Below are 13449 nucleotides of genomic sequence, written 5' to 3' on the forward strand. Positions count from 1 at the left end.
GCAGGTGCGCCCGCCGTGGCGCGATCGTTACGGGGCCGGTCCCGGCCACGGACCGGGATAACCAGTGCATAACGTGCTATTCCGACGCCGTTAGCCCTGACCGATCATGGGCACGGAAGACGCAGGCGCCGGTTGGTGCCGGGCGCCCCGCGTGACCGGGGGTACTGAGACGGCCCCGTCCCCCTGACCCGGCCGGGATTCGTCTCTGGGCCACGCATGTCCGTACCGCCGCACGGCGCTCCTTCCCCGCGCGGGAGGGAGCGCCGCGCTGTTCGCCTACCCCTTAGTTTCGCGACGAGGAGAGAAGCTATGAGCAACAGCAGTCCCCTGGGTCACCTCGGCCGCCGCGACCTGCTCCGTGCCGGCGGCGTCACCGCCGCCGCGCTCGCGGCGGGGCCGGGGCTTGCCGCGTGCTCACGCACCGAGCCCGCCGCGGGGCAGACTCTGCTGGAGAGCCTGCGCGAGAAGGGCACCATCAAGGCCGCGATCAACAACGAGCCGCCGTTCGGCTACATGGACGACAACGGCCAGGTCACCGGCGAGGCCCCGGAGCTGCTGCGGGCGATCGTCAAGGAGATGGGCATCGACAAGATCGAGGCCGAGACCGTCAGCTGGGACGGCCTGATCCCCGGCCTGAAGGCGGGCCGCTACGACGTGGTCGCCGCCGGCATGTACATCACGCCGGAGCGCTGCGCGGAGGTCGCCTTCGCCGAGCCCGACTACAAGGTGCTCGAAGCGTTCATGGTGCCCAAGGGCAACCCCAAGAACCTGGAGACCTACCAGTCGATCGCCGAGCAGCCCGATGTGACCGTCGCGGTGCTCAACGCCTCGGTGGAGCAGAACTACGCCGAGGGCGCGGGTGTGAAGAAGGACCAGATGACCCTCGGCGACAACGCCGTGCAGATGCTCGACCTGCTGGAGAAGGGCCGCGTGGACGCCGTCGGGCTGAGCACGTTCTCCCTGAACTACCAGATGGAGCAGCGCGGCATGCAGGAGGACTTCGAGGTCACCGACGGCTTCACCCCGGTGGTCGACGGCGAGGAGGTCAAGCCCGCCGGCGGGTTCGCCTTCCGCAAGGAGAACAAGGAGTTCCTCAAGGAGTTCAACAAGGTCCTGGCCGACTTCAAGGAGAACGGCCGGCTGACGGAGATCGGCAAGGAGTTCGGGTTCGACGAGGCCGCCCACCCGGGCGACCTGACCACCGAAGAGCTGTGCTCGGAGTAAGGGTTCAGGAGTGGACTTCTTCCTCAACCGGTTCCCCGTCTACCTGGACGGCGCCCTTATAACCCTGCTCATGACGGTGCTGGGCTCGCTCCTGGCGTTCGTCCTCGCGATGGCGATCGGCATCCTGGGCACACTGCGCAACCCGGCGGCGCGCGCCGTCGCGACGGCCTACACCGAGGCCTTCCGCGGCGTGGCCGCGCTGGTGCTGCTGTTCTGGTTCGCCTACGCCATCCCGCAGATCACGGCCTATGAGCTCTCCCCGATGTTCGCCGGCATCCTGGCCCTCGGGCTGAACGTGGGCGCCTACGGCGCCGAGGTCGTGCGTGCGGCGATCAACGCGGTGCCCAAGGCGCAGACCGAGGCGACCATCGCGCTGAACATGTCGTGGGCGCGGCGGATGTGGCTGGTCCTGCTGCCGCAGGCCTGGGCGCAGATGCTGCCGACGTTCGGCAATCTGATCATCGAACTGATGAAGGCCTCGGCCATCGTGTCGCTGATCGGGGTCGCCGACCTCGCCGACGTCGCCAGCAAGCAGCAGTCCAGCACCGGCAACACGGTCCTGGCCTACGGCAGCGCCATGGTCATGTACTTCGTCATCGCCCAGCTCCTGATCTTCGGAATGCGGATGCTGGAGCGCCAGGCCAACCGGCGGCTGGGCAGGTCGACGGCCGGCGGCGGCGGGCTGCTGTCGCTGCTGCGTCCGCCGACACCCGGAACGAGAGTGGGGGCGGCCAAGTGATCTGGGACACCGACTTCGCGATCAGCATCATCCCGCAGCTGCTGCAAGGGCTGGTCGTCACCATCGAGGCGACGGTGATCGGCTACGTCGTGGCACTGGCGCTGGGACTGCTCGTGGCCGTCCTCCGCAGGGTCGACTACATCGGCCCGGTGGTCTTCGTGGTCTTCGAGTTCATCCGGACCACGCCGGTGCTGGTGCAGCTGCTGTTCGTGTTCGCGCTGGCGCCGCCGACCATCACGCCGCTGACCATCGGGATCGCGGTGCTGGGCGTGCACTACGCGGCCTACACCGCCGAGGTCTACCGCTCGGGGATCGAGGGCGTGGCCAAGGGCCAGTGGGAGGCCTGCCGCGCGCTGAGCCTGCCGCCCTTGCGGGTGTGGGGCGCCGTCGTGCTGCCCCAGGCGATCCGCAAGGTCATCCCGGCCCTGGGCAACTACCTCATCTCCATGTTCAAGGACACGCCCTACCTGTTCGCCATCACCGTGGCCGAGATGCTGTTCGTGGCCAAGGCGATCGGCACCGAGGCGTTCCGCAGCATGGAGGCCTACACCCTGGTCGGCCTGTTCTTCCTGGCCGTGAGCGTGCCCTCCGCGGTCATCATCCGACGTCTGGAGCGCCGTTATGCAGCAGTCTGAGAGTACGGAGGCCGCCGGGGCGCAGTCCGCGCAGGAGGCGCCCGGCGACGAGATCATCCGATTCGACAACGTGGTCAAGCAGTACGGCAGCAACGTCGTGCTCAATGAGCTGGACTTCCGCGTCGAGCCGGGCGAGCGGGTCACGCTCATCGGCCCCAGCGGGTCGGGCAAGACGACGATCCTGCGCCTGCTCATGACGCTGGAGAGGATCAACGGCGGCGTCATCTGGGTCAACGGCCGGCCGCTGTCGCACATGGAGCGCGGCGGCAAGCTGGTGAAGGCCAACGAGGCCCACATGCGCCGCGCACGCCAGAGCATCGGGATGGTGTTCCAGCAGTTCAACCTGTTCCCGAACATGAGCGTGCGCAAGAACATCACCGAGGGCCCCGTGCACAGCCTCGGCGTGGACAAGGCCGAGGCCAACCACCGGGCCGAGGAGCTGCTGGACCTTGTGGGGCTGAGCGACAAGATCGACGCCCACCCCACCCAGCTCTCCGGCGGCCAGCAGCAGCGCGTGGCGATCGCCCGCGCGCTGGCCATGCGCCCGCAGATCCTGCTCCTGGACGAGGTCACCTCGGCACTCGACCCCGAGCTCGTCGCCGGCGTGCTGGACGTGCTGCGCAACATCGCCCAGACCACGGACATCACCATGCTGTGCGTGACCCACGAGATGAGCTTCGCGCGCGACGTCTCGCACCGGGTGCTGATGTTCGACCAGGGCCAGGTCGCCGAGGAGGGTCCGCCCGAGCAGATCTTCGGCGACCCCCAGGAGGACCGCACCAAGCAGTTCCTCAAGGCCGTGCTCGAAAGCGGCTGATCCCGGCCCGGCGCGGCTCCCTGCACCCCCTCCCTGCAGGGAGCCGCGTCCGCGGCGGTCCCGCGGTACGCCCTGCCCCGCGGCCCTCTGTACCGGCCTTTGCGCACCTTCGCGCGCCTTCCCGCGGACGCTCGGCGCCTCGTCACACGGCCGCCGCCTCCGCGCACCCGCGGCTCCCGCGCCGCGACTTTCCTCGGCGGAAAGTAAAAAAACGGAGAGTAACGACATACCGTTGCCATTGCGTCACCTTTCCCTCCATAGAGGAGAGACTGAGGCTCCGAGCTGGGGGGAGGCCGGTGGCGAAGGTATTCGGACGGTTACTGAGGTGGGGCGCCGCGGTGGTGGTGACGGCCCTGGCCGCCGCTTTCGTGATGACCGGGTACGTGCCGTTCCACGGGGAGGACCCCGTGAAGACGACGCACGATTCGCTGCTGGTCCCGATGGCGACCGGGATCGTACTGGCCGCGCTCCTCGCCGACCGCAGCCAGCGCAGGAAGCTCGACCAGCGGGTCAGGCGGGCCCTGGAGGGGCACTCGATGCCCTACGAGCTGACCTGGCTGCTCCTGCTGCTCGCGGTGTTCCTCGTCGCGACCCTCGGGATCTCCTACTTCGCCGAGGTCTTCCTGCCCGGGGTGAGCTGGGAGGTGATGATGCCTCCCGTCCGCATCCTGTTCCTGTTCGTGCTTCCGCTGATCGTGGTGGACCTCGGCGGGTTCACGATCGCCGGATACAGCACGGTGATGCCCACGGTGGCGATGCGGGTGACCGAGCGCTGGCGCTGGATGGGCCTCGTCCCCGCCGCCGCGGTGGCGGGCCTGTCCCTGCTCGCGATCTCGGACATCATCCGGGGCTCGGTCCTCGGTCCGCTGGTCCTGGCCGCGGCCGTGCTGGCGATCGTGGCCGCGGTGGCGGTGCCCGAGGAGATGTTCTTCCGCGCTCTGGTGCAGTCGCGCCTGGAGGTCGTGGTCGGGCGCTGGCCCGGAATCCTGCTGTCGGTGGCGCTGTTCACGGTGGTCAGCGTGTTCCTGTCGGAGTACGGCGACTTCTCGTCCGAGTCGGAGCTGGTCGAGTTCGGGGTCGGGCACGCCGCGGTGTTCTACGCGGTCGTCGGGCTGCTGCAGGGCTACATCTGGGCGTGCTATCGCAACATCTGGCTGAACATCCTGCTGCGCAGCGCCACCCTGCTGCTCCGGGTCCTGCCGGCGCTGCAGCTCATGTAGGGGGCCGTGCGCGGCGCGGGCCGGTGCGCCGGGTGGCCGGATGCGGTCTGAAACGGGCGGTTCCGCGCTGGGACAATGGCCGGGTGATCCCCGTTGCGCCAGGAGAGAGATGAACCCGCCGGCCCAGTCGCACATCCTCACCGACGACCTGCTGCTGCTCGCCTACCGGCCCGACACCGGGCGTCCGCTGGTCGACGCCAACCGGCTGCAGTGCGGGCTGGCTGGTGCTCTGATCGCCGAGACCGTGCTGGCCGGCATGACCGCGCTCGACGGCGGCGGGCACCTGCACGTGTCCGGCCGCCACCGCACCGGCGACCCCGACGTCGACGGAGCCGTCGACCAGATCGCGGCCCAGCCCAAGGCGCGGAAGGTCAAGTGGTGGGTCCAGCGGATGAACAAGGGCGCGCTGCGCAAGCGGCTGCTCGGCCGCGCGGTGTCCGTCGGCGCGCTGGCGCACGAGCAGGGCCGCGTTCTGGGGATCTTCCCGACCGACGACTACCGCCCGGCCGCGCCGGGCAGCCGCGAGCAGGCCGTCCACCGACTGCGCTCGGTGCTGCTGGGCTACAGCGGGTCCGACCCGCGTTCGGCGGCGCTGGTCGCGCTGGTCGGCGCGGTCAAACTGGACGCCAAACTGTTCCCCGACATCCCTGGGGGCGACCGGCGCAGGCGCATCAAGGCGGTCATGGCGGGCGACGACATCGGGCGCGCGGTGCGCGACGTTATCCAGTCGATCGAGGGCGCCGTCGTCGCCGCGGTCGCCGCGGGCGGAGCGGCCGCCGACGGGGGCGGCTGACACGAACGGACCGTTACCTCCCGCGGTGCCCCTTGTGCCCGAAATCTCGACGGGCGTCCCCGTTTCGGCGTCGCGACGTGCTGTGCGGGAACACTCCGGAGATCGGTACGGGCGCGGGTATCGGCGCGCCGGTCCGCGTCACCGCGCGGACACCGGGCGGCCGACCCGCATTCAGCGGAATGGGGGACCCTGCCAGCGTGAGTGCGGAACCGGTTGTTACGGGACAAAGCGGCGATCTGCCCGCTGATCGCTTCCTCGACCGCGAGGAGGGCTGGCTGCGGTTCAACCAGCGGGTGCTCGAACTGGCCGAGGACGCGCAGATCCCGCTGCTGGAGCGGGCCCGGTTCCTGGCGATCTTCTCCAGCAACCTGGACGAGTTCTTCATGGTCCGCGTCGCCGGGCTCAAGCGGCGCCTGGCCACCGGCGTGGCCGTCACCTCCGCCACCCGCCACCACCCCGGCGAGCTGCTGCAGCGCGTCTCCGATGTCTCCCGCGAGCTGATGCTGCGCCAGGCGCGGTGCCTGCACGAGTCGGTGGCGCCCGCGCTGGCCGAAGCCGGCATCCGCATCGTGCGCTGGGACGACCTCGGCGCCGACGAGCAGGCGCGGATGCGCGCCCTGTTCCACGGCTCCGTGTACCCGCTGCTCACCCCTTTCGCGGTCGACCCCGCGCACCCCTTCCCCTACATCTCCGGCCGCTCGCTCAACCTCGCGGTCACCGTCCGCGACCCCCGCACCGGGCGGACGATGTTCGCCCGCGTCAAGATGCCCTCGGCCCTGCCCCGTTTCATCGACCTGGGCGGCGACCGCTTCGTGCCCACCGAGGACGTCGTCGCCGGGCACCTGTCCGTGCTGTTCGAGGGCATGGAGGTGCTGGAGCACCACGCCTTCCGCGTCACCCGCAACGCCGACCTGGAGGTCGACGAGGACGAGACCGACGACCTCGTGCAGTCCCTGGAGAACGAGCTGCGGCGGCGCCGCTTCGGCCCGCTCGTGCGGCTGGAGGTCGAGGAGACCATCTCCGAGGACGTCCTGGACATCCTGCGGCGCGAGCTGGGCGCCGAGGAGCGCGAGGTCTACCGGGTGCCCGGACCGCTCAACCTCGCAGGGCTGGACCGGATCGCCGACCTCCCGCGCCCGGAGCTGCGGTTCGCCCCGGTGGTGCCGGCCGAGCCCAGCGCGCTGGCCCAGGACGGCTTCTTCGACGCCGTCCGCAGCGGCGAGCTGCTGGTCCACCATCCCTACGAGTCCTTCACGACCACGACCGAGCGCTTCCTCGCCCTGGCGGCCGCCGATCCCGCGGTGGTCGCGGTCAAGCAGACCCTCTACCGCACCAGCGGCGACTCCCCGATCGTGGAGTCGCTGATCGAGGCCGCCCGCGCCGGCAAGGAGGTCGTGGTCCTCGTCGAGATCAAGGCCCGGTTCGACGAGCAGAACAACATCCTGTGGGCGCGCAAGCTCGAAGAGGCGGGCTGCCACGTCGTCTACGGCGTCGTCGGCCTGAAGACCCACTGCAAGCTCGCCCTGGTCGTGCGCCGGGACGACGACGGCGTGCTGCGCCGCTACTGCCACGTCGGCACCGGCAACTACAACCCCAGCACCGCCCGCGTCTACGAGGACTTCGGGCTCCTCAGCGCCGAACCCGAGGTCGGCGAGGACCTCAGCGACCTCTTCAACCACCTCACCGGATTCTCCCGCAAGTCCGAGTACCGCCGGCTGATGGTGGCGCCCACCGGACTGCGCGACGGGCTGCTGCACAGCATCCGCCGCGAGATGGACGGCCACGCGCGCGGCGCACCCGCCCGCATCCGCATCAAGGTCAACTCCCTGGTCGACGAGGAGATCGTCGACGCCCTCTACCAGGCGTCGCGGGCCGGCGTGCCCGTCGACCTCTGGGTGCGCGGCAGCTGCGTCCTGCGGCCGGGCCTGGAGGGGGTATCCGAGACGATCCGGGTGCGCAGTATCCTCGGACGGTTCCTGGAACACTCCAGGATCTTCGTCTTCGAGAACGGAGGGGAACCGCAGGTGTGGATCGGCAGCGCCGACCTCATGCCGCGCAACCTGGACCGGCGGGTCGAGGCGCTGATCAGGATCGAGGATCCCGCCCAGCGCGCCCGCCTGGTGGAGCTGATGGACCTGGCCATGGCCGAGGGCACCGCCTCGTGGCGGATGGCGCCCGACGGCACCTGGGAACGGGCCACCCGCGACGGTGCGGGCGAGCGGCTCCTGGAACTGCAGAGTGCGCTGCGCGGCGACCGCCACCTGCGGTCCGTAGCAGATGGCTGACCACCCGGACGACCCGATCACGACCACCAGCGCCTTCCCCCCGCGCGACACGGCCCCCGGGGGCTACCTGGAGCCCATCCGCGCCGCCGGAACCGTGCTGTGGCGGGGCGAGACCCCCGAGGAGCGCGAGGTCGCGCTCGTGCACCGGCCCGACCGCGCCGACTGGAGCCTGCCCAAGGGCAAGCTCAAGAGCAGCGAGCACCTGCTCAGCGCCGCCGTGCGCGAGGGCCTGGAGGAGACCGGAATGCGCCCCGTGCTCGGGCGGCGCCTGCCGCCGCAGCGCTATCTCAAGGACGGCTGGCCCAAGCAGGTCGAATGGTGGGCCGCGACCGCCGCGCATGACGCCGGAACCGGCGGCGGCCCGGCCTCCGGATTCCGGCCCAACGACGAGATCGACGCGCTGGAGTGGATGCCTCTGGCGGCGGCCCGCCGCCGCGTCACCTACGGCCACGACATCCAGGTGCTGGACAACTTCGCCAGCGGCCCCGCCGAGACGTTCCCGCTGGTCGTGCTCAGGCACGGGTCGGCGGGCAGCAAGAGCGGCTGGGACGGCGACGACCTGCTGCGCCCGCTGGACTCCTCCGGCCGCGCCGACGCCGACGAGCTCGTGCGCGTCCTGCCGGCGCTCGGTACCCCGCGGGTGGTCACCTCGCGTGCGGTTCGCTGCGCCGAGACCGTGATGCCCTACGCGGCGGCCCACGGCACCGGGATCCGCACCGAGGGCGCCTTCACCCTGCAGACCGCGGGCGCCGAGACGTTCGCCGACAGCGCGGCGGCGGACGCAACCTTCGCGGCCCTGATCGACGACGGCCTGCCCACCGTGGTGTGCACGCACGGCGAGGTGGTCCCGCCCCTGCTGCGCGCGGCCCTGGACCGGCTCGGCGCCCCCGCGCCCCAGCAGCTCTCGCTGCGCAAGGGCACCTTCTGGGTGCTGCACGTGTCCCGCGCGGACCGGGGCCTGGCCGCGATGGAGCGCCACGCCGCCCGCGGCTGAACGCGCACCGGAGGAGACGGAAACCACCGCAGCGACCGCATTTGCGGCCCCTCCGAGACTGAGAGGATTCGGGCATGGCCAAGCACCGGGTATCGCGCAGCGTGGTGATCGACGCCCCCGCGGAGCGCATCTTCCGCATCATCGTCGACCCCCGCCGCCACCACGAGTTCGACGGCTCGGGCACCGTCCAGCGGGCCCGGAGCGACGCCGCGCCGTTGGGTCCCGGTTCGCGCTTCGGCATGGACATGCGCATGGGCCTGCCCTACCGCACCGCCAACCGCGTCGTGGAGTACGAGGAGAACCGGCTGATCGCGTGGCGCCACGCCGGCGCGCACATCTGGCGCTGGCGCCTGGAGCCCCTGGACGACGGCACCACCCGGGTGACCGAGACCTTCGACTACACCCGGATGCCCGCCTTCTACATCCTCATCGGCTACCCGGCCCGCAACGCGCGCGGCATCGAGCGGTCCCTGCCCCGCCTCAAGCGCCTGGTCGAGGAGGAAACGCCGGACGAGGACTCGGCCGGGGGCGCGGAGTAGGCGCCTGCCGCAGCCGCCCCCTCGCCGATCGGCCGGTCCCGGCGGGGCGCGCGGGGACGAGCGCGGGGCGCCGCCGCCGCGGGCGTGCCAGACTTGGGCCATGCCATCCTCGTTCGCTGAAGCCCGCGTCGACCTGGGCGCCATCAGTGAGAACACCGCCGCCCTCGCGCGGCGCGCGCCCGGCGCCGGGGTCATGGGCGTGGTCAAGGCCGACGGCTACGGCCACGGCATGCTGCCCGCCGCCCGCGCCATGCTGGCCGGCGGCGCCGAGTGGCTGGGCACCGCCTTCATCGAGGAGGCGCTGGAACTGCGCGGCGCCGGCATCTCCTGCCCCGTCGTGGCCTGGATCCTGCCGCCGCACGCGCCCCTGTCGGCGGCCGTCGCCGCCGACATCGACCTGGGCGTCAGCACGCCCGGCCTGGTCGCCGACATCCGCACCGCCGCCGCCGAGACCGGCCGACGGGCGCGCGTGCACCTCAAGGCCGACACCGGGCTCAACCGCGGCGGCCTCACCGCCGAGCAGTGGCCCGAGACCGTCGCCGCGGCCGCCCGCGCCGAAGCCGACGGGCTCATCCGCGTCACCGGCGTGTTCTCCCACTTCGCCTGCGCCGACGAGCCCGGCCACCCTTCCATCGCCGCGCAGACCTCCGCCTTCCACGAGGCGCTGGAGATCGCCGGCAAGGCCGGGCTGGAGCCCGAGGTGCGCCACCTGGCCAACTCCGCCGCCACCCTCACCCTGCCCGAGACGCACTTCGACCTGGTCCGCCCCGGGATCGCGAGCTACGGGCTGAGCCCCATCCCCGGCCTCGCCGGCACCGGCCTGCGCCCCGCCATGACCCTGCGCGCCGCGGTCGCCCTGGTCAAGCGGGTGCCCGCCGGAAGCGGGGTCTCCTACGGCCACCGCTACACCACCGACCGCGCGGCCAACCTCGCGCTGGTGCCGCTGGGCTACGGCGACGGCGTGCCGCGGGCCGCCACCAACTCCGGGCCCGTGCAGGTCGGCGGGCGGCGCCGCACGGTCTCGGGAACCGTGTGCATGGACCAGTTCATGGTCGACATCGGCGACGACACCCTCGGAGCCGACGCCGAGGCGGTACTCTTCGGCCCGGGCGACGACGGCGAGCCCACCGCCCAGGACTGGGCCGACGTGCTGGGGACCATTCCCTACGAGATCGTCACCCGGATCTCCCCCCGCGTACCGCGCGTCTACGGCGCCCGCTGAGACCGGCGGCCCGGCGGCGTCCGACCCGCTCGCCCGGCCCGCCTACCCTGGGTATGTGGACGCCACCACCGCCGCATCCCACCGAGACGACGCTGCGAGCCCATGACCGAAACCACCCGCGCCGAATCCGCGACCGAACCGAACACGGCGTTCGTGACGGCCGAGACCGACGCCGCCATGCGCGCGCTCGGCCGCCGCCTCGCCGCACAGCTCCGCGCCGGCGACCTGCTGATCCTCAGCGGTCCGCTGGGCGCAGGCAAGACCACGCTGACCCAGGGCATCGGCGAAGGACTGGGCGTACGCGGGCGCATCACCTCGCCGACCTTCGTCATCGCGCGCGTGCACCCGTCGCAGACCGGCGGTCCCGCGCTCGTGCACGCCGACGCCTACCGCCTCGGCGGCGTCGAGGAGCTCGACGACCTCGACCTCGACACCGGGCTCGACGAGTCCGTGACCGCCGTCGAATGGGGCGAGGGCATCGCCGAGCACCTGACCGACGCGCGGCTGGAGATCACCATCTCCCGCCGCCCCGACGACACCCGCGGCGTGACGCTGACCGGGGTCGGCTCGCGCTGGTCCCGCGTCGCCCTGGATGCGGAATAGGCTGGATCACCGTGCTTCTCCTGGCTTTCGACACCGCGACTCCGGCCATCACCAGTGCCGTCTGCGAAGCGGGCGACGACGGCGTGCGCGTGCGCGCCGCCGCCTCCACCGTGGACGCCCGCCACCACGGCGAGCTGCTCAGTCCCCAGATCGACGACATGCTGGCCCAGGCCGGCACCGCCTTCGGCGACCTCACGCACATCGCCGTGGGGATCGGCCCCGGCCCCTACACCGGTCTGCGCGTGGGTCTGGCCACCGCACACGCCCTGGCCGAGGCCCTGGGCATCGGCTGCCACGGCGTCGCCACGCTGGACGCGGTCGCGTTCGCGTCCGGGCGCGAGAAGCCCTTCGTCGCCGCCACCGACGCCCGCCGGAAAGAGGTGTTCTGGGCGCGCTACGCCGACGCGCGCACCCGCACCGGCGAGATCGCCGTGGACGTCCCGGCGGCCGTGGACACCGAAGGGCTGCCCGTCATCGGCCACGGCGCCCGGCTCTACGCCGACGTGTTCGGCCCCCAGGCGGCCGAGCCCGAGCCCGACTACCCGACCGCCGCCGCGCTCGGCGAGGTCGCGCTGCGCCGGCTGGCCGCGGGCGCGGAGCTCGCCCGACCGCGCCCGCTCTACCTGCGGCGCCCGGACGCCGCCGAGCCGGGCGCGCCGAAGAAGGTGCGCCAGTGGCAGGCGTGAACGCCGGATACCGCATCCGGCCGATGACCGAGTTCGACGTGCCGGCCGTGATGGGCCTGGAACGCGCCATGTTCCCCGACGACGCCTGGACCGAGGACATGGTCCGCTCGGAGCTGGCCGAGCCCAGCCGCCACTACTTCGTCGCCTGCCGCGGCGCGGGCCGGGGCGACGGCGGCGAGGGCGAGGGCCCGGTCGTGGCGTACGCGGGCCTGCGCGCGGTGCCGCCGCAGGGAGACGTGCAGACCATCGCGGTCGACCGCGACTGGTGGGGCCGCGGGATCGGACGCGCGCTGCTGACCGAGGTGCTCGGCCAGGCCTACACCCACGGGGTCGAAGAGGTGTTCCTGGAGGTGCGCTCGGACAACCCGCGCGCCCAGGAGCTCTACCGCAGGTTCGGCTTCGCCGAGATCGGGGTGCGGCGCCGCTACTACCGCGGGGGCGTCGACGCCATCGTGATGCGCTGCCAGGAGCCCGCCGCGGCGATCGCGGCCACGGGCGGCGGCGAGCAGGGCGAGGCCCTGGAGTTCGGCGATGCGGCCGACGGGGACGACGGGTCCGGCGAAGAGGAGAAGGCGTGATGAGTGCGGGGGACCTGCCCCTGGTCATGGGGATCGAGACGTCCTGCGACGAGACCGGTGTCGGCCTGGTGCGCGGCTGCGAGCTGCTCAGCGACGAGGTCGCCTCCAGCGTCGACCAGCACGCCCGCTTCGGCGGCGTGGTGCCCGAGGTCGCCAGCCGTGCGCACCTGGAGGCCATGACACCGACGGTGCACCGTGCCCTCGACAAGGCGGGGGCCTCCCTCGCCGACGTCGACGCGATCTCGGTCACCGCCGGACCGGGACTGGCCGGCGCGCTGCTGGTGGGGGTCTCGGCGGCCAAGGCCTACGCCATGGCGCTGGGCAAGCCCCTCTACGGTGTCAACCACCTGGTCGGCCACGTCGCCGTCGACCAGCTGGAGAACGGGCCGCTGCCCAAGCCCGCCATCGCCCTGCTGGTCTCGGGCGGGCACACCTCGCTGCTGCTGGTGCGCGACCTGGCCACCGACGTGCAGCAGCTCGGCGACACCGTCGACGACGCGGCGGGGGAGGCTTACGACAAGGTCGCCCGGCTGCTCGGCCTGCCCTACCCGGGCGGCCCGCCGATCGACAGGGCCGCGCGCGAGGGCAGCGCCCGGGCGATCCGCTTCCCGCGCGGCAAGTGGGGCGACGGCACCCACGACTTCTCCTTCTCCGGGCTGAAGACCGCGGTCGCCCGCTGGGTCGAGGACGGCGTCCGCGAGGGGCGCGACCTCCCGGTGGCCGACATCGCCGCCGGGTTCCAGGAGTCGGTGGTCGACGTGCTCACCCGCAAGGCCGTCGACGCCTGCCTGGAGCACGGCGTGGAGCACCTGGTGATCAGCGGCGGCGTGGCGGCCAACTCCCGCCTGCGCTCGCTCGCCGCGGAGCGCTGCGCCGACGCGGGCATCACCCTGCGCGTGCCCCGGCCGCGCCTGTGCACCGACAACGGCGCCATGATCGCGGCCCTCGGCGCCGAGGTCGTGGCCGCCGGCCTTCCGCCGTCCACCCTGCACCTGGCCACCGACACCTCCCTGCCGGTCGACCGCCCCCTGGCGGCGTAGCCGGCAGCGCCCCGGACGACAGCGAAGGGGCGGGGCGAGCGCTCGACCGGCGCTCGCCCCGCCCCTTTCCACGT

14 protein-coding genes are annotated in these 13449 nt (G+C 72.3%); all 14 read left to right on the plus strand.

Annotation, left to right across the window (positions count from 1 at the left end):
• Positions 1–309 precede the first annotated feature (309 nt).
• The 14 genes from ehuB to tsaD all read left to right on the plus strand — a co-directional run bounded on the left by ehuB (position 310) and on the right by tsaD (position 13375).
• Positions 310–1224, plus strand: coding sequence for an ectoine/hydroxyectoine ABC transporter substrate-binding protein EhuB (gene ehuB, locus ABD284_RS11405; RefSeq protein WP_344142756.1), 915 nt, complete (start codon positions 310–312; stop codon positions 1222–1224).
• Between the two features lie 10 nt (positions 1225–1234).
• Positions 1235–1963, plus strand: a complete 729-nt coding sequence (gene ehuC / locus ABD284_RS11410) for an ectoine/hydroxyectoine ABC transporter permease subunit EhuC (protein WP_344142757.1) — start codon at positions 1235–1237, stop codon at positions 1961–1963.
• Positions 1960–2598: an ectoine/hydroxyectoine ABC transporter permease subunit EhuD gene (ehuD, locus tag ABD284_RS11415; protein WP_344142758.1), complete on the plus strand. Its 639-nt coding sequence runs from the start codon at positions 1960–1962 to the stop codon at positions 2596–2598. Before ehuC ends, ehuD begins: the two co-directional genes overlap by 4 nt.
• Complete coding sequence (gene ehuA, locus ABD284_RS11420) at positions 2585–3415, plus strand: ectoine/hydroxyectoine ABC transporter ATP-binding protein EhuA (RefSeq protein ID WP_344142760.1); 831 nt, start codon at positions 2585–2587, stop codon at positions 3413–3415. The genes ehuD and ehuA overlap by 14 nt, the downstream gene beginning before the upstream one ends.
• A gap of 338 nt (positions 3416–3753) precedes the next feature.
• Complete coding sequence (locus ABD284_RS11425) at positions 3754–4635, plus strand: CPBP family glutamic-type intramembrane protease (protein WP_344142761.1); 882 nt, start codon at positions 3754–3756, stop codon at positions 4633–4635.
• Positions 4636–4744: 109 nt separating this feature from the next.
• Positions 4745–5428: a GOLPH3/VPS74 family protein gene (locus tag ABD284_RS11430; RefSeq protein ID WP_344142763.1), complete on the plus strand. Its 684-nt coding sequence runs from the start codon at positions 4745–4747 to the stop codon at positions 5426–5428.
• Positions 5429–5607: 179 nt separating this feature from the next.
• Positions 5608–7713 (plus strand): RNA degradosome polyphosphate kinase, encoded by a 2106-nt coding sequence (locus tag ABD284_RS11435; RefSeq protein WP_386698783.1) that lies wholly within the window; start codon positions 5608–5610, stop codon positions 7711–7713.
• Positions 7706–8707, plus strand: coding sequence for an NUDIX hydrolase (locus ABD284_RS11440; protein WP_344142765.1), 1002 nt, complete (start codon positions 7706–7708; stop codon positions 8705–8707). The genes ABD284_RS11435 and ABD284_RS11440 overlap by 8 nt, the downstream gene beginning before the upstream one ends.
• 74 nt (positions 8708–8781) lie before the next feature.
• A complete protein-coding gene (locus ABD284_RS11445; protein ID WP_344142766.1) occupies positions 8782–9246 on the plus strand; it encodes an SRPBCC family protein in 465 nt (154 codons plus the stop codon).
• 100 nt (positions 9247–9346) lie between these two features.
• The gene (gene alr / locus ABD284_RS11450; protein ID WP_344142767.1) at positions 9347–10468 is read left to right on the plus strand and encodes an alanine racemase; all 1122 of its coding nucleotides are present in this window, start codon (positions 9347–9349) and stop codon (positions 10466–10468) included.
• 102 nt (positions 10469–10570) lie between these two features.
• Positions 10571–11071 (plus strand): tRNA (adenosine(37)-N6)-threonylcarbamoyltransferase complex ATPase subunit type 1 TsaE, encoded by a 501-nt coding sequence (gene tsaE / locus ABD284_RS11455; protein ID WP_344142768.1) that lies wholly within the window; start codon positions 10571–10573, stop codon positions 11069–11071.
• An 11-nt stretch (positions 11072–11082) separates the two neighbouring features.
• On the plus strand, positions 11083–11757 hold the full coding sequence (gene tsaB / locus ABD284_RS11460) for a tRNA (adenosine(37)-N6)-threonylcarbamoyltransferase complex dimerization subunit type 1 TsaB (protein WP_344142769.1): 675 nt from the start codon (positions 11083–11085) through the stop codon (positions 11755–11757).
• A complete protein-coding gene (gene rimI, locus ABD284_RS11465) occupies positions 11745–12335 on the plus strand; it encodes a ribosomal protein S18-alanine N-acetyltransferase (RefSeq protein WP_386698786.1) in 591 nt (196 codons plus the stop codon). Before tsaB ends, rimI begins: the two co-directional genes overlap by 13 nt.
• Positions 12335–13375, plus strand: coding sequence for a tRNA (adenosine(37)-N6)-threonylcarbamoyltransferase complex transferase subunit TsaD (gene tsaD, locus ABD284_RS11470; protein WP_344142770.1), 1041 nt, complete (start codon positions 12335–12337; stop codon positions 13373–13375). Before rimI ends, tsaD begins: the two co-directional genes overlap by 1 nt.
• The last annotated feature ends 74 nt before the right edge of the window (positions 13376–13449 follow it).

Source organism: Streptomonospora arabica, from assembly GCF_039531585.1.
Taxonomy (GTDB): domain Bacteria; phylum Actinomycetota; class Actinomycetes; order Streptosporangiales; family Streptosporangiaceae; genus Streptomonospora; species Streptomonospora halophila.

Coding starts and splice junctions, on each gene's coding strand:
- ehuB (WP_344142756.1), top strand. CDS start 310: ATGAGCAACAGCAGTCCCCTGGGTCACCTCGGCCGCCGCGACCTGCTC.
- ehuA (WP_344142760.1), top strand. CDS start 2,585: ATGCAGCAGTCTGAGAGTACGGAGGCCGCCGGGGCGCAGTCCGCGCAG.
- ABD284_RS11430 (WP_344142763.1), top strand. CDS start 4,745: ATGAACCCGCCGGCCCAGTCGCACATCCTCACCGACGACCTGCTGCTG.
- ABD284_RS11435 (WP_386698783.1), top strand. CDS start 5,608: ATGGGGGACCCTGCCAGCGTGAGTGCGGAACCGGTTGTTACGGGACAA.
- ABD284_RS11440 (WP_344142765.1), top strand. CDS start 7,706: ATGGCTGACCACCCGGACGACCCGATCACGACCACCAGCGCCTTCCCC.
- ABD284_RS11445 (WP_344142766.1), top strand. CDS start 8,782: ATGGCCAAGCACCGGGTATCGCGCAGCGTGGTGATCGACGCCCCCGCG.
- alr (WP_344142767.1), top strand. CDS start 9,347: ATGCCATCCTCGTTCGCTGAAGCCCGCGTCGACCTGGGCGCCATCAGT.
- tsaE (WP_344142768.1), top strand. CDS start 10,571: ATGACCGAAACCACCCGCGCCGAATCCGCGACCGAACCGAACACGGCG.
- tsaD (WP_344142770.1), top strand. CDS start 12,335: ATGAGTGCGGGGGACCTGCCCCTGGTCATGGGGATCGAGACGTCCTGC.